This is a genomic window from Lysinibacillus sp. ZYM-1 (assembly GCF_001308875.1).
Lineage (GTDB): Bacteria > Bacillota > Bacilli > Bacillales_A > Planococcaceae > Lysinibacillus.
Genome location: NZ_KQ465158.1, coordinates 1 through 18,344, shown reverse-complemented (window position 1 = coordinate 18,344; position 18,344 = coordinate 1). Strand labels below are relative to the sequence as shown.

Sequence of the window (18,344 nt, the reverse complement as noted above, 5' to 3'; positions counted from 1 at the left end):
ATTTTGATGTCCAAAATTTTGTTTCGTTTACTAGCAAGGCTAGTTACTAAAAACTATATTGATTACGTTTTGCTTGTTCAGTTTTCAAGGTTCATTATTATCTCAGTCGTTTTCAGCGACTTTATTATGATAACTCATTTATAACAAGATGTCAACAACTTTTCATTTTTTCATTTTCAAGTTTGTTTCCTCTTGTTAAGGACAAGTAATAATATATAATATAGCATTTTAAAAATCAAGCATTTTTCAAAAAAAGTTAAAAATCTTTTTTATATCAATAACAAACAATAGAATACCTGCTAAGACAATAAGGCCACCCATGATTTGCGTTACAATTAGATACTCATTAAAAATAATCAATGCTAAAATAGCTGCACCTACAGGCTCAAACAATATAGCAATAGAAATAACATTCGTGCTTACATACTTAATAGACCAATTAAACAAAGTATGACCAAATAAATTAGGTAGTAACGCTAATAAGAAAAACCATAACCAATCCATCGAAGAATATGGTCCAAATGACTCTCCTTTAACAATTACATAAATAAATAAAGTGAAGGTACTCACAACATAAACAACCATTGTATAAGTCATTAATGATAATCTCTTACGTACATCCTGTCCTAATAAAAAATAAGCTGTAGCGAGTGCACATGCTATGAGTGCTAGTACATCCCCATAAAATGCAGAACCACTGACTTTAAAATCACCCCAACTAATTAATATACTTCCAACAATAGCAATCGCTCCTGCAAAGATCGTTTTCATCGTTATTTTTTCTTTAAAGAAAAAATACGTACCTACAAATGCAAACAATGGTTGTAACGTTACTAATACTGTTGAACTTGCTACTGAAGTATAGTTGAGTGATTCAAACCATAAAATAAAATGAAAAGCTAAAAAAAATCCTGCAAGTGAAGAAAAAAGCCAATCACGTCCCCTTAATGTCATTAACTCCTTTGTATACTTCCCTAAAAACAATGGTGCCATAATTAAAACAGAAAAGAGCATACGATAAAATGCAATGATGCCGGCTTCAGCAGATGCTAGTTTTACAAAAATAGCTGACATAGAAACAGAAATGACACCAATTACGATAGGGATGTATGGATGAACTTTAGGTCCCTCCATTAAATCCTACCTCCATAAAAAAATACTTATATTTCCTTACTTTCATGTTGTACAATACAAAAAAGTAATGCACATATAATAATGACAGTTTGCATATCTCTTAGCAATACGAAATATCTATGGAGGGTTGTGTATGGAAACGTTATTGGAAAATATGATTACATATGAAGTTGGCATAAAATTAGTTATAGCAGCCACATTAAGTTTAGTAATCGGAATCGAGAGGGAATTAAAGAAGAAACCAGTTGGATTAAAGACAAGTTTAGTCATTGCAACCTTCAGCTGTTTGCTAACGATTATCTCTATTGAAACAGCATACTCAACCCCTTCTAGAGAAGATATCAATATTACAATGGATCCTCTTCGTTTGGCAGCCCAGATTGTTAGTGGGATTGGTTTTCTTGGAGCAGGTGTTATTTTAAGACGCGGCAATGATAGCATCTCTGGTTTAACAACCGCAGCCATGATATGGGGAGCCGCTGGCATCGGAATAGCTGTTGGTGCCGGGTTCTATATGGATGCGACATTAGCTGTGATTATTATTGTTTTCGGAATTGAGATTCTATCTCCTTTCCTAATGAAAATTGGACCAAAACGTATTCGTATGCGGGAGATTTTATTAAAAGTTCAAATTGACGATGACAAACACACTGAATCCTTTCTATTATTCCTGAAGAACAACAACATCATCATCGAAAATATTCGTATTAAAGATATACCTTTAAAAAATGATAATGTTTTACATGAGTTGGATTTACGTTTGTCCTTAATCGTCTCTGATAATTTACTGTCGTTTTATCGTTCATTACGGACATTATCTTATATAGAAAAAATCGAAATGGAAATTTTAAACTAGTTGGAGGATTTTTTATGGCAGAACTATTTAAACTACTAAAGGATGGCAACAAACCATCCCTATTGGCAGCTGGTGTAAATGCCTTTTTAGGTATTATTAAGGGCATAGCCTTTTTCTTAACAGGTAATGTGGCCATGTTCGCAGAAATGATGCATTCACTGGGAGATGCAGCAAACCAATTGTTCGTGTATATAGGCTCAGCTCTATCGAAAAAAGCACCTACAAAACAATTCCCTAGTGGCTTTGGTCGTATTGTCAATTTAGTATGCTTATTTGCAGTTATTATTGTAGCTATTCTTTCTTATGAAACAATCAAAGAAGGATGGCATCATTTTATTCACCCTACTGGAGAATCGAGCGGGGTACTCATTGCTCTTGGCGTATTATTCATAGGGGTTGTTTTAGAGGGTACAGTCCTCGCAAAAGCAGCCGTAGAGGTACTACATGAAGCTGGGCAGGAAAAAGCAGGCATCGCAGCTATCCCAAAAGCTCTCACTTATTTAAATCGTGCAAAGCCTGCGACTAAATTAGTTTATATGGAAGATTTAGTCGCTACAAGTGGAAACATTTTGGCCTTCGTCGCTATTGTCATTGCTCATTTTACAGGTTGGACTAGAATAGAAGGTCTTGTTTCGATGATTATCGGGGTAATGATGTTTTATGTTGTTGGTAAAGTTTTCCTTGATAACGCGCGAGGTGTAATCGGTGAGACAGATGAAGAAATGTTAAATCATATTGCCCATCTTGTGATGGATGATGCGAATATTAAAGATATTGTACGTCTTGAAGTCATTAAAGAGGGGGAATTTTTACATGTTGAGTTAGTCGCTGAGGCAGACCCTCATCTATCTCTAGCTTTTTTAGATGACGTTAGAGATCATTTAACAGAAGTCATTCTAAGTCAAAAAGGCGTATCGAAAGTAGCTATTTTATTTGATGAAGATGACGGAAAAACCAAATGGGTACATGTTGGCGAAAGGCCTGACAATTAAATCTAGAAACCAAATAGCCAATTGCCTGTATAAGGCAGTTGGCTATTTGTTAAACCGATAGTAAGTGACCCCGATCAAAATTGGTTTCCCCTAAATTGTCTGGGATGGATTCGTAACTTACAAAGACTTGATTGGTAATCTTAAATGTAAGTGAATTATTACAAGTAATGGCCTTTCTTACACCTTTTTGTTGAATGGCTATTTTTGAAAACATTAAAGTAGCTTGGCGATTGGCTAAAGCATATTCATCTGCATTTAGAATGTCACTACCATCCACATGGCAACCTAAAACAAAATGACCCGCAAAAGAATCCTTTAAAACGTTAGGGTGCATTGATCGATAGTGTACTTCTGAAATTGTATCTTCATGATTCATGAACTGATGGGCTACCAAATAATGCTTTAAAGCACCTTTTAAATCAATTGCGATAACTGTATCTGCTAAAATTGTTCGATAATAAACCGTAACAATTTCAGCATCTCCTAAATACGGCTTAACCTCTACCACAATTTCCCCAGAAGGACGGACAAATAAATGTCCACTTGCTTTATTTACACCATCCGAAAAAGTAATGTTCGTTTGCCCAAAACGTAAACTCTTAAAATATATACTTTGATCACCTATGTAACCAGTGACAATGTTATCATTTTCAATTTGTAGCGAATTCGTTTCAATCCCCAAAACTTCTATACAATTTTGCATTTTGTAAACATGCTGCTGAAATGATATCTCTTTACAACTCATTGTAACAACACGGTCTTTAAGCAAATGTTTTAACATCGATCCCTCTCCTCTTTGTTTAATATTGTCATTATTTTAATAAAGGTGGCTGAACAATTTCTGAACAATCCTACACTAATGGTGCTATTACGACAAATCCCATCTTTCTCTAGAATCACGAAAGCCTAATTCTTAATTAAAACATCCAATATAAGTTAAATTTTTTTATGAAAATCATGACTTTTTTCACTTCTTTAAATAAAACAAATAGTAATACACCTTTAAATATCTGACTATTTCATTATATTGTAGGACTTAAGAAACTTCTACGACAAAATTCAACATAATTCGTTAATTTTTCTTAACCTTCAATAAAAAAAGTGTGAGGCAATCTACACAGCAGCCTCACACTCATTCATTATTTTAAAGCGAATTTTGTAAAATTGTTCGGACATCTTCCTCTTGTAACTGATGGAAGTTTCCAAAAGGACCATTATGCATGGCATGCACTACAATCTGTTGGAATTTCGAATCATCGATATCATAATCAGCTAAACGATTTGGTGCCCCTAATGATGACCAAAATGCAGATAACTGATCGATACCTTCATAAGCAACCTCTTCTACCGTCTTACCTGTTGCATCCACCCCAAATACTCGAGTTGCAATACCTGCAAAACGTTCAGGATTCACCGGTACACATAAGCGCATCCAATGTGGCTGAAGAATAGCTAAACCACCTGCGTGCGGAATATCATAAACTGCAGATACAGCATGCTCAATATTATGTGACGCCCAATCACCGCGAGAGCCAATTGATAAGAATCCATTTAACCCAATTGTTCCGGCTAATAAAATCGTTTCACGCAACTGAATATTCTCTAAATCTTCTATTAGTTTAGGTGCTGTTGCAATAATAGTTCGTAATACTCCTTCACACATTTCATCTGTAATCGGGGTATTCGTCGTGTTATGGAAATATTGCTCAATTACATGCGACATCATATCAACGATACCGTAAACTGTATGATTTTTTGGTACTGACACTGTATACGCTGGATTTAAAATCGAAAATTTCGGGAAAACAGCAGGGCTACCCCAGCTTAGTTTTTCTTCTGTCTCCGCATTTGTAATGACAGAGCCTGAGTTCATTTCAGAACCTGTTGCAGCTAGTGTTAATACCGCTCCAAGCGGTAAAGCGTCCTGCACAAATACTTTACGCTTTACAATGTCCCAAGCATCGCCATCATATTTTGCACCAGCGACTATTAGCTTAGAACAGTCAATAACGGAACCGCCTCCAACAGCTAGGACTAGATCAATTTCTTTCTTTTTACAAAGATCAATACCAAGTCTTGCTGTTTCCACACGTGGATTTGGCTCAACACCACTTAGTTCAAATATTGTTTTGTCCGCTTCTTGTAGCTTCTCGATGACAGCATTGTATACACCATTTTTCTTAACGCTGCCTCCACCATATACAACTAACACCTTTTGACCATGCTGCGCTAACTCATTCGAAAGCTTTTCCAGTGCGTTTTCACCAAAATGTAACTTCACTGGGTTATAAAATGTAAATGAATCCATTCAATTCGCCCCTTTCTACTTGGATTTTCTCATATTTATATTGGAGAAAGCAAAGAATAAAGATCCCTAAACATGAATCATGTAAGCATTATAAATACTAATAATTTTCTCTGGTACTGAAATACCAATTTCCGATAATTTTTCTTGTATCCTCTCATAGCACTTTATACAATCCTGTTTTTTGTTTTGCCCAATTAAAAATTCTAGTAGTAGAAACATATAGTTTTCGTTAAACTCATCTAGCTCTAGCATCTTTTGTAAACAGTTTAATTTTAGTAATGAATTAATAGAAATTGTAGTAGTAATATACATTTCGAGTACATGTAAGATCCCTTGCTTCAAGCGCAGCTGGGTTTGAATAGCCCACGGGTACTCCTCCTCCGCTAAAAAATCACCTTCATAGCAATTTAAAAGCTGCTGGATGGAAATTTCATCATGCCTTTTCTGCTCTAGCAAATAAATAAATTTATCATAATCACTAGCAATTTCCACATTTAATTGATAATGATTATTGACCAATTGAATTGGATCTTGAATACCTTTTTCCTTAAGATGCTTCCTTAACTGATAAATAGACGTATGTAAGTTACTGGCTGCCTTCTCAAATTCTAAATCTGGCCAGAGCTCCTCTATTATGACAACATTTAACATCGGCTTTTTTTGATGAAACCATAAATATAAAAATAGTTCTCGTACTTTCCTAGTACGCCACTTCATAACCTCATGCTGGGCATCCAATAAATAAAAGCTTCCAAATGTATGTGCAAATAAGAGATGTTCTTTTTTCACTTTTGCTACATCTTCTTGTAATTGCAATTTCTGCTGTGCTTTGAGCATCGCCTTTATAAGCCGTTTCTCATGAACAGGTTTTAACAAATAATCCGTTGCCTCTACGTCAAAAGCATCCACTGCAAATTGGGCATGTGCTGTAACAAATATTATTTGTGTAGATGACGATTTCCCTATTAATTGTTTTGCTACCTGTAAGCCATGCACATCAATCATTTCTATATCTAGAAAAACAACATCAATAGATTCTTTTTCTAGAAAAATCAGTGCATCGGCTGCATTTGTAAATGTTCCTTTAATAGAAATCTGAAATTGTGTAAGTCGATTTAACTTGAAACGTAAAACATCAATAGCCATTTTTTCATCATCTATGATAATAATATTCATGCTCCATCCCCCTTCGGTAATAGGATAAGAATAGTCGTCCCCTTCCCTTCCTCGCTATTTAAACGAAGGCTCACATTTTTCATCAATTTAAATTTTTTAAACGGATTTGTAAAACCAATGCGCGAACTTTCTTCATTCATTAATTGTTGTAACTTTTTAGCGGGTATACCTACTCCATTATCATGTATTTTAATCCGAACAAATTGTCCTTCTCTCTGGACACTTACCTCAATTGTACCTCCCTCTGGCTTTTTGGAAATACCATGAAAAACGGCATTTTCCACTAAAGGCTGTAACGATAATGCCGGAATCATAAGTTGTATAGATTCATCAATATCATATTTGACAGTTAAACGATCACCAAAACGCATCTTTTCAATATAAAGATATGCTTTTACGAGCTCCAATTCTTCTTCAATCAACACCATACTGTTACGATAATGGACATTGAGCTTTGCACGGAAGTAAGTTGCTAGACAGTATAGTGCTTCCCTTGTATTATCCATATCGGAATAGCTCAATCCAATAATTGTATTGAGTGTATTATAGACAAAATGAGGTGTCACTTGTGAATACAAATAATTCATCTCAACTTCAATTGCATCTAATGATGATTGTCGAACAGCTAATAATGATTCTATTCGTAAAAGTAATTCATCCATTGCTACAGGCTTTTGTAAATAATCATTAGCTCCCACCTGCAAGGTTAGCACTAAATCAGAATGCTTCATAATAGCAGTCAAAACAATGATTGGAAGTTCTAACATGTCATATTGCTTGCGCACTTGCTTACATAATTCATAACCTGACATACCATCCATCATTAAGTCGATTAGCATACAATCCACATGATTTCTTTGGAGGTAGTTTAGACCATCAAAACCATTATCCACGCCAATCACTGTGTAGCCCTTTAAAGCTAATACGTCAGCTAAAACCTTTATATTGACATGATCATCATCTACAACAAGAATTTTTTTATCATTACCTTTATAGAACAACGGTAAATCAAGATGCAGCACTTCGGCAGTTGTATGTGAAACAATTGCACCTGATTGTTCATTATTTACTTGTTCATCTGTTGCTAGAGGCATCGTAAATATAAATGTCGTTCCTTCTCCTAGCAAGCTCGTTACATGAATATCACCATTTAATTTTTCTACAATATTTTTGGCAATACTCAAGCCTAATCCGAGTCCTTCTTTTCTGTCATGTTTTTTTACTTGATAAAATGCTTTAAAGATATGTTCTAATTCTTGAGGAGATATACCAGAGCCCGTATCGCTAACTTGAATAATCATTTGTTGATTACGAACATGGGCAGTTACCATAATTTCTCCTATATCTGTATGCTGTATCGCATTAAGCAATAAATTATAAAGTACTTGCTTAAAGCGTAACTCATCTGTCAACATGGCTGGCAATGCCGTATCTACATCTGTCATTAAGTGTACTTGACTATTATTAGACATGACACTCCGTATTTCTGCTACCACTTCATCGATCACCGTTATTGGCACCGCATGAGGTGAGACACGTATTTCACCAGACATATAATTGGATGAAAACAGTAAATCCTCTACTAAATAACCTAAACGTTGCGTAACATTATGAATTAAAATCACTTGCTCCTGTTGGGTACGCTTCAACGGCCCCTCGGCACCTTCCATTAGTGATTTTGATAAATTCAAAATCCCATTTAACGGTGTTCGCAATTCATGGGAGGTTTTCAGTAAAAATTCATCCTTCATTTGATTGTGTACTAATAGCTCCTTTGATAATGTCTGTGCATCCGTAAAGGCCTGATTCATACGATAGTTTAGGAGTAAAGTGAAGCCAACTAATGTACAACCCAAAAATGCCAATTTACTATACTCATTAGGTACTTCTGTTAAAAAATTAATGATTACTAATAACGTATAACAACAACCTCCTGCAAAAATGATTAATATATATCGTGCACCTTCTAGTTTTTTCAAGATAACACGGATTAATATCAATTGAGTGTAGCCAGTTAACAAAATAATCAAAGCTACATATGTAACTTGTCGAATAATCATTGCTTGTGCAGTCATTTCACTTTTATCGATATAAAATGGATTATTAATACCATATAGAAAAAAAACGCAACCTAGTGAAATAACAATTGTATTGACAATTTTTTTATTCGCCACTTGTGGATACATAGTATAAAGAAACAGTATTTGACAAATATCTATTAGAGGGATGACACCGAGCTGTAAACGCGACTGAGTAAAGGTTTCTTCTATTGGAAAGACTTGAAAGAAAATCTTGTGATTAGTAAAGGACGCTTGAAAACCTATCAGTAACATATAAAGTCCGAAAAACAATTCTTCTTTCCTTTTGCGACTTTGTCCATAGATAGTCAGATAAATGATGCCAAAAACGATATATCCAAAAATCACTAATACATCAATCAACCTCTTGTGATCATAGAAATTCTGTATGTTCTCCCTTGTTCCAAATTCAACAGGATAAATAATTCCCGCTGTTGGATATTTATTGTAGCTAGCTACCTGTATTAATATATCAAGCTCTTGCTCATTACTTTGCCCGACGACAATAAATGTATCATCATTTTCTGATTGAAAGCTTGAGAAAGATGTACTTGGATTTCCCTTTCCCCCAACGTTGATCCCATTAATGAAAACACGACTAGATGAGTGAATATAGCGAAAAAACAAACCATACTGCCCTTCTGTAGGCACCTTTACGACGAGATGATATGTACCAACAAGAGGACCTTTTTCATTGAATTGAAAATAATCCTCCCATTTATCAGGAACTTTCATAGATATACGCAGCTCTTTGAAATCATCTAATGATTGTTGAGGCGATATCAGAACATTTGGATAAAAGGACCAATCCCCATTGAGCTTAATGGTGTTATTATTTTCAAGTTGCTCATTTGAAACAACCGCCATTCCCTGTTTCACAACGCTGTCATTATTTTCTAAATAATGATGCCTATTCCCTACCACAAAAACTATGGCAAATAGCATGACGATACTAACCACTATTACAACATCTTTTTTCATTATCATGTTCCTACCATCGTTTGATTTATTTACATAGATTCGATTGCTTAATCATTTATTTTAATCTTCTTATGTAATTTGTACTGTCATAAAATATTTGAACAAATTCTGAACATGAATGGGTAAATTATTAAATAACTTCCCAATTATTTCATAGTAATCAGAGGTTGTTTTGACATCCGTAAATACTTCCTCATTTGCGTTTTTTGTCATGTTTGATGCCACAACAGCAATTGCACTTGTAGCCATTGTTGTAGCCATAGCTGCTTTAAATAGTTTGTCGTAAAGTGCTGTGCTATTTTTCATCTTTATGTTCTCCCCTTCACTAAATATTGGCTTCATGATTTTCCTATTTAGTCTATAATGGATGCCTGAATAGATTATTACCAAAAACTCTTTTCAACCAATAAATAACTGAAAAACAGGCTAAAAAATACTTAGCCTGTAATTGCCCATACTTATTCAATTAATTTGCTCTTGCCCCTCTTCATCGATGAAATATGCATGAGGTTTCGCTGCCTCTTCAATTTCGTTAAATGCCCAGTGAGATGCCTTCACATCTGGGAAGCTTGGTGTTGTCACGCCATGTAGTGGACCGCGTTCAAACATACGGTTCATCATCACCACGGCTTGGGCACGCGTTAAGTGCTCATCTGGTGCGAAACTGCCTTTCCCGCGACCGTTAATAATGCCTGCATTACGATTTGCCTCGATAATCCATTGAGCCCAGTGGCCTTTTGTATCCTTAAACGTGATAGCTACACCTTGTTCTACAGAAAGCTGCTTATAGTTGGCTACCACTGCTGCCATTTCTGCTCGTGTGATATTTTGACCCGCATGGAAGTTTCCATGGTCATCACCGTTCATAATGCCCTGCTCTTTGACAAAGGCAATAGCCCCTGCTGCACTATGACCTTTTGCCACATCCTTGAATGGTGCAGTATCTACTGTGCCATCTGTATAGCCTAAGATACGCGCAATCATCGTTGCTACTTGGGCACGTGTTACGTTTTTCTCCGGACCAAATGTACCATCAGGAAAGCCTTTAATGTATGCTTCATGGTGGTGAATAACTTGCTCTTCTTTCTTTTCTACCTGAATAATCGTAAATGTACTGAATTTGTTCACTGTGAAGCGTAAGCCAAGTTCACCCTTCGCCATTGTCACGACTTCAGGGAATACCACTTTTTTCTCGCCATCCGAATGTTCAATAAACACTGCTAGTTGGTCTAAAAATGCTTGACGCTCCGCTGCATCTGTCGGTACTTTTACGCCTTTTAATGGCAGTGTTACTTGAACAGGTCGACTTGGCATATTTGTTTCAATCGTCATTGGACGAGCCACGACACGTACATTGTTGCTTTGTAGTGTCTCACGAACCACTCTCTCCACTCGAGCACGTTCTTCAATTGCCTTGCGCTCACTTACCTTTTTCACAGGTACTAAACGGAAGTAGAAATTATCATTCACACCGTCCATTGAGCTGAGTGGAATTGCAATCAATCCATTCTCTGTAGCAAATTCTAATGATAAACCATTGTCATGTAGTAATTGTAGAGATTGTTTCGGTATTTCTATCGTTACTTTATCTACTTCATCATTGACATCCGGAATGACGATACGAACAATGTTATTGCCAATTCGTTTCGCTTTTTCTACAGCTTCCTTTGAGTTCGCTTCTGTTAATACCACAAAATCTGTGATTTCACTGTTGGCATGTTTTGTGCGCTCAATTTCCACTGTTGTTTTTTCCAGTGGGTTTTCGCCATCAATTTCTAATGCCACTTGGATTTTCGTTGTAGTTGTACCAGGTTTAGTCGTTGTTGGTGGTGTTGGAGCTGTCGTCCATGTATCTCCGCCACCGCCTGAGCCTGATGACGAGTCAGCGGCACGATAAACCGTAATTGTATATTGTTTGACTCCTGTACCATCTTGAACCGTAATAACCACGGTATTTGCACCGACTTGGAGTGGAACAAGACCAGTTGTCACAACTTGTCCATTCACGGTCATCGTCACTGTAGCACCTGAATTGCTTGGTAGTGCTGTAAATGTTAGTTGAGACGTTGCGTAATTCACATTCATTGTGTAATTTGTGACTTCTGATGAGAAGTTTGGACTTAATGCACCTGTTGATGGTGTTAGTGAGCCTAGACCTGATGTTGGTTGTGTAGGTTTCTTTACAAGTGCATTCTGTGCTGCTGTTAATGCTTGTAAGGCATCGTCTATTTCTGTTTGCGTAGCGCTTCCTTTTGTCAATATAGCTATCGCATCATTTAACGCTTTTTGGTAGTTTGACCAACTTTCTGGTGTATAGCTACCTGCCGATAAGTTCGTTGATTCATTTACCTTGGCTTGCAATGCTGTTTTATCTACTGTAGGAGCAGTCGGGGCATCTATTAATGCATGACGCGCTGCAACTAATTTTTCCCAAGCTGCATTCACCTCTTCCTGGGTTGCTTGTGGATCATTGAATACATCTTGAGCATCTTTTTTTGCCGTTTCAAATGCAGACCAACTATCTTGCGTATAATTCAACTCGCTAAACCCAGCGGCAATTGTAATCTCTTTTTGCAGATTCGTTTTATCAACGGTTTTATGATCTACAAACTCCAATGCATCATGTTTTGCTTTTAAAGCATTGTAAGCTGCTTCTATGTCAGCTTGTGTTGCATTTGGATTGTCCAATACAGCTTTTGCTGCACTCAATGCTGGCTCTAAGTTACTCCAACTTTCAGGAGTATAATCTTCTTTTGTTAAGCCTTCGACAATCTCCACTCGAGTTGCTAAAAGTGATTTATCTGGCGCATCGACTGTTAAAAGTTTTGATACTATGCCAGATGTATGACCATTAATTTCTGCTGTATACTCGACATTGTATGTGCCGTTAGGTATATCTTTGTTCGGTGTGATGCTCCAGTTTCCATGTTCATCTGCTGTTGTTGTTAACGTTATGTTATCAGAAATTTCGATTTTTACTGTTGCACCTGGTGTTGCTGTTCCAGTAAATGTTGGTTTACCTGTACTCACCGTTTCTGTTGGTGCTGTTACTCCCACTGTTGGATTTGGAACTGCTGTATCTACTGTCATGTTTACAGTTTGTTTTGCTATCTTGTCGCCTTTTTTTGCCTCGACTTCTATTGTGTAGTGGCCATCTACTAGGTCAATGCTTGGCGTGAATGCCCAATTGCCACTTCCGTCAACCGTCGCATTCCCACTCGCATTTGGTACTTCATTGCCGTCTTTATCTTTAATCACAACTTTCACCGTTGCGTCTTTATCTACTGTTCCTTTAATGTCTGGTTTTTTAGTGTTCACTTTACCTGTTGGCTCCGTGATTTGTAGAGATGGTATGGCAGTGTTCGTCATAGTTTTTTCAAAGCTATTTACCGGTACACCATCTGTACCTGTTAATTTTCCTTGTCCGTCATACTCTACTTTTACGGATTTACCAGTGGTATCTATCCCTGGTAATGTAATCAGTAATTGCTTTGGATCAGCTGGATTTACTTTCACATCGGCATCAGTTAGTGTAATTGTTTCAGTACCTACTGTCACTGTAAACCCAGTTGCTTCAGGTGCTGTTAATTTGATGTCTTTATCAAATGTCACGATAATTTGATTTTGATTCGCTGTGATTTCTTCCACTTTCACACTTAGTGGTGCTGGTGCATCCGCTGCAAATGTGAAATATTGACCATTGGCTAATGTCGCTTTTGCAGCATAATGAGGTGTGCCGTTTAAAGTAATCTCTTTTAATATATGTTCAGTCGCTAGTGCAAAATCTGTATCGCTGTTCCCTACTTTTAATGTTGTGTTTTCTGGAAGTGCACTCTTTGGAATGGCAATTTCCACTTCACCCACACTTCCTGTATTTTGTACTTTCCAAATACGTTCAGCATGCTTTTTGTTAGTTGTGCCGATTTGCTTTGTGAACGCTAGTTCCTTGCCGTTATCGGCCCAAATTAAATATTGCCCATCTGTAAGAGTACCTTGATTAGCCACATTTGTATTTGTAAGTGCATCAACACCGATTGCAACCTGTGTACCTTCGTTAATGCTTCGGCTTTGCTTTTGCTCAAGGTCCTCTGCATTGTCACGACCGATACCAGCGATATTTTGTTGATACTTAGTGTTTTCAGTTGCATCCCATACAATAGCGTTATTCGTCGCCACGTAATTGCTAGTACCATCATTTAACGTAATCCCATATTTTATTGCTAGATACGTTTCAATTTTAGCAGCATCTGCACTTGTTTCCCCATCATACAAAATAATCTCTGCCACATCAGCATTGAGACCTGAGAAGTTACTACCAGAAGCTCCAGGTCCAGTAGCTCCAATAACAGGTGTAAATGTAATTGGTTTAATTGTAATTGTTGGTTGACCTACAGTAGTCAGCTGTCCATTTATCCTTGCTGATGCCTTTGTGCCATCAGCATTCATTTCATAGTTTGCCATTTGGAATATTTTTCTTTTAGCAGGTCCAAAAGAGCGCCATGTAGAGTTTGCACCTGTCCCTACTGCGAAATAGTTTCCACCGCTTCCACCCCCACCTAAAATCTGAGTACCGTACTGGATTATTTCCGTAGAACCAACAAGTGCCCCTGCAGTCCCAGCTTCAGGCCATTTATAAACCGCATATCCAGACTGGAAAGTAATCTGTTTATCTCCTACTAATTTAGCAGATTGATTATAGTGAGCTGCTCCACTTGGGTTATCAAATTTTACACTTGGGTTAAAGTTCACACCATTTTCGTTATACTTCGGTGTTCTCGCTTCTTGTCCTGTTGGAATATCAAGTGTAAAATTCACTGGTGCTACAGATTGATCAGCCCAATGTGTTAAATTCCCAGCACTTTCTTTTACACCTTCATTTGATTTCAACCATAGTACTGGTTGTGTACTTACACCACCAGGATTCACAGGATCCGCTGCTAGCGCTTTTTTAGGCAATCCTGTCAGCGAAACACTACTTGTCACAAGTGTAAGTGAAAGCATGACAGTAAGTGAACGCTTCCACCATTTTTTCTGTTTCGTAATGATATGCATCCTTTTTCCTCCCACCTATTTAAATTCTATTGTTCTCCATTAAATACTTTCTCCCTTTTAAATTTTTAACATCGTCATATTTCAATTTACTATAGTCTGCCTGAACAAAATCTGAACAATTAGTTCTATCCATCTATATATCAGTTCCATTCACCTACACACAAAATCTATCCATATGTTTAGATTTTGTTTAGGTAGTCATTGTATAGTAGAGACAGTACATAGAATAAAGGAATTTTACTTATGATTGTGTTAACTATTGTAATTGTTTGGTTTGTTGTTATTTTCGGTGGATTAGGGTTATTGAAATATATGCTTATACAAAAGGAGCGGAAAGAAAGAAAAGTGATGTTAGAAAAGCGGTTGGAGCATCTTATCCAATCGAATAAATACAAATCGCCCCAAGAAAAAAACGAGTCATCCTAATGATATAGGAATGACTCGTTTTGTATTTATCTATTGAATCAATTATGCCTCGGCATAATTGCGTCCGGAATCGGCTTTGTGCTTAGGCCTGCATGATGCAGGTCAGTTAGCCGTTATCGCATGGATGCGATGATTTTAGGCTAACATCCTTTATGAATCCTTTCCGATTTCCGTGACATCTGCCGGAGGCTTTAACTTCTTTCAGCTGAAAGAAGTTAAACCCATCCACGGAAGCGTGAAGCTTCTGCAGTGCGGCGAACACCTACCATATAAGCAGCTAAGCGCATGTTAATGTTACGTGTTGTAGCTGTTGTATATACATTATCAAATGCTTCAACCATTTTTTTGTATAGACGCTCTTCAACTTCTTCTTCTGTCCAATAATAACCTTGATTATTCTGTACCCATTCAAAGTATGAAACAGTAACACCACCAGCAGAAGCTAATACGTCTGGTACAAGTAAAATGCCACGTTCTGTTAAGATTTTAGTTGCTTCAGCAGTTGTTGGACCATTTGCCGCCTCTACTACGATATTTGCTTTAACATTGTGTGCATTGTCAGCAGTAATTTGGTTTTCAATCGCAGCTGGCACTAAAATATCACAATCAAGCTCTAATAATTCTTTGTTTGAAATTGTGTTTTCAAATAAAGTTGTTACTGTCCCGAAGCTATCGCGACGATCTAATAAGTATTCGATATCTAAACCTTCTGGATCATGAAGTGCACCATAAGCATCTGAAATACCGATTACTTTTGCACCTAAATCATGCATAAATTTCGCAAGGAAGCTACCAGCGTTACCAAATCCTTGAATAACAACACGTGCACCTTTAATATCAATACCGCGTTTTTTTGCTGCTTCTTCGATTACAATTGTAACACCTTGTGCAGTCGCACGGTCACGACCTTGAGAACCACCTAGAACTAGTGGCTTACCTGTGATAAAGCCTGGTGAGTTGAACTCATCCATACGGCTATATTCATCCATCATCCATGCCATAATTTGTGCATTTGTAAATACGTCTGGCGCAGGGATATCTTTTGTTGGTCCTACGATTTGACTTACTGCACGTACGTAACCACGGCTTAAACGTTCGATTTCGCCCATGGACATTTGACGAGGATCACAGATGACACCGCCTTTACCACCACCATATGGTAGATCGACAATACCACATTTCAATGTCATCCACATTGAAAGCGCTTTAACTTCTTCCTCAGACACTTGTGGGTGGAAACGAACCCCACCTTTAGTTGGTCCTACAGCATCATTATGTTGTGCACGGTAACCAGTAAATACTTTTGTTGTACCATCATCCATTTTCACCGGAATGCGTACTTGTAGCATGCGAAGCGGTTCTTTTAGTAATTCATACATTGCTTCATCATAGCCAAGTTTATTTAGAGCATCTTGAATGACATCTTGAGTTGATGTGAAAAGATTTAAGTTTTCAGACATATTAAATCGCCTCTTTGTTTTTTTTAATGATAGTATATCGGCATCATTGTAACATACTTCCGAATTAAAATGTGAACATTTTGTTAAATTTTAAATACTTTTTCAATTTGTTCGATTGACCAATCTAAATCCTCTTGTGAAATAACAAGTGGTGGAGCAAAACGAATAACTGTATCGTGTGTTTCTTTACATAATAGACCTAATTCTTTTAGTTTTTCACAGTATGGACGAGCAGCCTCTGTTAATTCCATACCAATAAATAAACCACGACCACGTACATCTTTAATAACAGGATTGTTAATTTCTTTTAATTTACCTTTGAAATATTCACCAAGTTCGTGTGAACGCTCTGCTAATTTTTCATCTAATAACACTTTAATAGATGCAATTGAAACTGCACAAGCTAAAGGATTCCCACCGAAAGTTGAACCATGTGAACCTGGGTTGAATACACCTAAGATACTACGGTTTGCAGCCACACAAGAAATAGGGAATACGCCGCCACCTAGTGCTTTACCTAAGATGTACATATCTGGTTCTACATCTTCCCAATCACAAGCAAACATTTTACCAGTACGTGCTAGACCTGCTTGAATCTCGTCAGCAATGAATAATACGTTATTTTCACGGCAAAGTTCACGAGCTGCTTTTAAGAAGCCTTCTGTTGGAATGACAATACCAGCTTCACCTTGAATCGGTTCGATTAAGAATGCTGCAGTGTTAGGTGTAATAGCCGCTTTTAAAGCTTCAAGATTACCGTAGTCTACTAATTTAACGTTTGGTAGCATTGGACCGAAGCCACGACGATATTCTTCGTCAGAAGATAAAGATACAGCAAGCATTGTACGACCATGGAAGTTACCATTACATGCAATAATCTCAGCCTTGCCATCTTCTACGCCTTTTACATCATATGCCCAACGACGAGCTGCTTTAAAAGCAGTCTCTACTGCTTCAGCACCTGTATTCATTGGTAATACCATTTCTTTATTTGTTAATTTACCTACTAGCTCATACCATTCACCAAGATTTTCGCTGTAGAATGCACGTGAAGTTAACGTTACTTTATCAGCTTGTTCTTTTAAAGCAGCGATAATTTTTGGATGACGGTGTCCTTGGTTTACAGCTGAATACGCTGATAACATATCTAAATATTTGTTTCCTTCTGGATCTTGAACCCAAGCACCCTCAGCCTCTGAAATTACGATTGGCAGTGGATGATAGTTTGCTGCACCATAATTTTGTGTTTGTTCAATAACTTGTTGAGTTTTTGTCATATCCTATTCTCTCCTTACTAAATCATAATGAAAAAATCTATAGAAGAAAGGGACTATGTATCTGTAAGTAGTATAATTAAGAATTTAGCAACAATTCAAACCATAAATTTGCTAACTCCCCACAAGTAAACTACCTTGTTATGAGTGTCTACGGTTTTAGCCAGGGGCAGTGTTACCTGGAGAAGTTTCGCAAATTCTGTCACAATGCTTCAATTTCTACTTATTAGAATAGCCCTAACGCCAATGTTAAAATTAAAGCATTTCTGAAGTTGTTTTCGCTTGCATGTGAAGTTGTAGGTAGTCTGGGCCACCAGCTTTTGAGTCTGTACCTGACATGTTGAAACCACCAAATGGTTGGTAGCCTACGATGGCACCTGTACAGCCACGGTTGAAGTAAAGGTTTCCAACATGGAATTCTTCACGTGCTTTTTCTAAGTTCATACGGTTTGTCGTAATTACGGCACCTGTTAAACCATATTCTGTATCATTCGCAATTTCAATAGCATGATCGAAATCTTTTGCTTTTGCGATCGCTACCACTGGTCCGAAGATTTCTTCTTTCATAATACGTGCAGAAGGCTCTACGTCAGCGAATACTGTTGGG

Annotated in this window: 13 protein-coding genes; 3 read left to right on the top strand and 10 right to left on the bottom strand. The window is 37.2% G+C overall.

Features of this window, described 5'->3' with window-relative positions; all coding sequences use genetic code 11:
* Nucleotides 1-246: 246 nt before the first annotated feature.
* Nucleotides 247-1,134 carry a DMT family transporter gene (locus tag AO843_RS22805; protein WP_054613349.1) on the bottom strand — a complete coding sequence of 296 codons (888 nt, stop codon included), beginning with the start codon at nucleotides 1,132-1,134 and terminating at the stop codon, nucleotides 247-249.
* Nucleotides 1,135-1,267: 133 nt separating this feature from the next.
* On the opposite strand from AO843_RS22805, the gene AO843_RS22800 reads away from it, so the two are divergent.
* Both AO843_RS22800 and AO843_RS22795 read left to right on the top strand, forming a co-directional pair.
* A complete protein-coding gene (locus AO843_RS22800; RefSeq protein ID WP_054613348.1) occupies nucleotides 1,268-1,990 on the top strand; it encodes an MgtC/SapB family protein in 723 nt (240 codons plus the stop codon).
* 14 nt (nucleotides 1,991-2,004) lie between these two features.
* Nucleotides 2,005-2,982, top strand: coding sequence for a cation diffusion facilitator family transporter (locus AO843_RS22795; protein ID WP_054613347.1), 978 nt, complete (start codon nucleotides 2,005-2,007; stop codon nucleotides 2,980-2,982).
* Nucleotides 2,983-3,031: 49 nt separating this feature from the next.
* Here AO843_RS22795 and AO843_RS22790 read toward each other — a convergent pair whose 3' ends face one another.
* The 6 genes from AO843_RS22790 to AO843_RS24335 all read right to left on the bottom strand — a co-directional run bounded on the left by AO843_RS22790 (nucleotide 3,032) and on the right by AO843_RS24335 (nucleotide 14,577).
* Complete coding sequence (locus tag AO843_RS22790) at nucleotides 3,032-3,763, bottom strand: hypothetical protein (protein WP_054613346.1); 732 nt, start codon at nucleotides 3,761-3,763, stop codon at nucleotides 3,032-3,034.
* 363 nt (nucleotides 3,764-4,126) lie between these two features.
* Complete coding sequence (locus AO843_RS22785; protein WP_054613345.1) at nucleotides 4,127-5,290, bottom strand: iron-containing alcohol dehydrogenase; 1,164 nt, start codon at nucleotides 5,288-5,290, stop codon at nucleotides 4,127-4,129.
* Nucleotides 5,291-5,356: 66 nt separating this feature from the next.
* Complete coding sequence (locus AO843_RS22780; protein ID WP_054613344.1) at nucleotides 5,357-6,466, bottom strand: response regulator; 1,110 nt, start codon at nucleotides 6,464-6,466, stop codon at nucleotides 5,357-5,359.
* Nucleotides 6,463-9,525, bottom strand: coding sequence for a sensor histidine kinase (locus AO843_RS22775; protein ID WP_054613343.1), 3,063 nt, complete (start codon nucleotides 9,523-9,525; stop codon nucleotides 6,463-6,465). The genes AO843_RS22780 and AO843_RS22775 overlap by 4 nt, the downstream gene beginning before the upstream one ends.
* A 69-nt stretch (nucleotides 9,526-9,594) precedes the next feature.
* Complete coding sequence (locus tag AO843_RS22770; protein WP_054613342.1) at nucleotides 9,595-9,831, bottom strand: hypothetical protein; 237 nt, start codon at nucleotides 9,829-9,831, stop codon at nucleotides 9,595-9,597.
* Between the two features lie 156 nt (nucleotides 9,832-9,987).
* Nucleotides 9,988-14,577 (bottom strand): DUF8202 domain-containing protein, encoded by a 4,590-nt coding sequence (locus tag AO843_RS24335; RefSeq protein ID WP_082389576.1) that lies wholly within the window; start codon nucleotides 14,575-14,577, stop codon nucleotides 9,988-9,990.
* A gap of 243 nt (nucleotides 14,578-14,820) precedes the next feature.
* On the opposite strand from AO843_RS24335, the gene AO843_RS22760 reads away from it, so the two are divergent.
* The gene (locus AO843_RS22760; RefSeq protein ID WP_054613341.1) at nucleotides 14,821-15,003 is read left to right on the top strand and encodes a hypothetical protein; all 183 of its coding nucleotides are present in this window, start codon (nucleotides 14,821-14,823) and stop codon (nucleotides 15,001-15,003) included.
* Between the two features lie 215 nt (nucleotides 15,004-15,218).
* On the opposite strand, the gene AO843_RS22755 is transcribed toward AO843_RS22760, so the two are convergent.
* The 3 genes from AO843_RS22755 to AO843_RS22745 all read right to left on the bottom strand — a co-directional run.
* The gene (locus AO843_RS22755) at nucleotides 15,219-16,463 is read right to left on the bottom strand and encodes a Glu/Leu/Phe/Val family dehydrogenase (RefSeq protein ID WP_054613340.1); all 1,245 of its coding nucleotides are present in this window, start codon (nucleotides 16,461-16,463) and stop codon (nucleotides 15,219-15,221) included.
* A gap of 83 nt (nucleotides 16,464-16,546) precedes the next feature.
* The gene (locus AO843_RS22750; RefSeq protein ID WP_054613339.1) at nucleotides 16,547-17,740 is read right to left on the bottom strand and encodes an ornithine--oxo-acid transaminase; all 1,194 of its coding nucleotides are present in this window, start codon (nucleotides 17,738-17,740) and stop codon (nucleotides 16,547-16,549) included.
* Nucleotides 17,741-17,992: 252 nt separating this feature from the next.
* Nucleotides 17,993-18,344, bottom strand: a 352-nt coding sequence (locus tag AO843_RS22745) for an aldehyde dehydrogenase family protein (RefSeq protein WP_156314024.1), incomplete at its 5' end; no start/stop codon positions are given.

What these genes read in the sequence shown, in the direction of transcription:
- AO843_RS22785 (WP_054613345.1), bottom strand. Translation starts at nt 5,290, where the DNA reads ATGGATTCATTTACATTTTATAACCCAGTGAAGTTACATTTTGGTGAA.
- AO843_RS22775 (WP_054613343.1), bottom strand. Translation starts at nt 9,525, where the DNA reads ATGAAAAAAGATGTTGTAATAGTGGTTAGTATCGTCATGCTATTTGCC.
- AO843_RS24335 (WP_082389576.1), bottom strand. Translation starts at nt 14,577, where the DNA reads ATGCATATCATTACGAAACAGAAAAAATGGTGGAAGCGTTCACTTACT.
- AO843_RS22800 (WP_054613348.1), top strand. Translation starts at nt 1,268, where the DNA reads ATGGAAACGTTATTGGAAAATATGATTACATATGAAGTTGGCATAAAA.
- AO843_RS22750 (WP_054613339.1), bottom strand. Translation starts at nt 17,740, where the DNA reads ATGACAAAAACTCAACAAGTTATTGAACAAACACAAAATTATGGTGCA.
- AO843_RS22755 (WP_054613340.1), bottom strand. Translation starts at nt 16,463, where the DNA reads ATGTCTGAAAACTTAAATCTTTTCACATCAACTCAAGATGTCATTCAA.
- AO843_RS22790 (WP_054613346.1), bottom strand. Translation starts at nt 3,763, where the DNA reads ATGTTAAAACATTTGCTTAAAGACCGTGTTGTTACAATGAGTTGTAAA.
- AO843_RS22780 (WP_054613344.1), bottom strand. Translation starts at nt 6,466, where the DNA reads ATGAATATTATTATCATAGATGATGAAAAAATGGCTATTGATGTTTTA.
- AO843_RS22760 (WP_054613341.1), top strand. Translation starts at nt 14,821, where the DNA reads ATGATTGTGTTAACTATTGTAATTGTTTGGTTTGTTGTTATTTTCGGT.
- AO843_RS22770 (WP_054613342.1), bottom strand. Translation starts at nt 9,831, where the DNA reads ATGAAAAATAGCACAGCACTTTACGACAAACTATTTAAAGCAGCTATG.
- AO843_RS22805 (WP_054613349.1), bottom strand. Translation starts at nt 1,134, where the DNA reads ATGGAGGGACCTAAAGTTCATCCATACATCCCTATCGTAATTGGTGTC.
- AO843_RS22795 (WP_054613347.1), top strand. Translation starts at nt 2,005, where the DNA reads ATGGCAGAACTATTTAAACTACTAAAGGATGGCAACAAACCATCCCTA.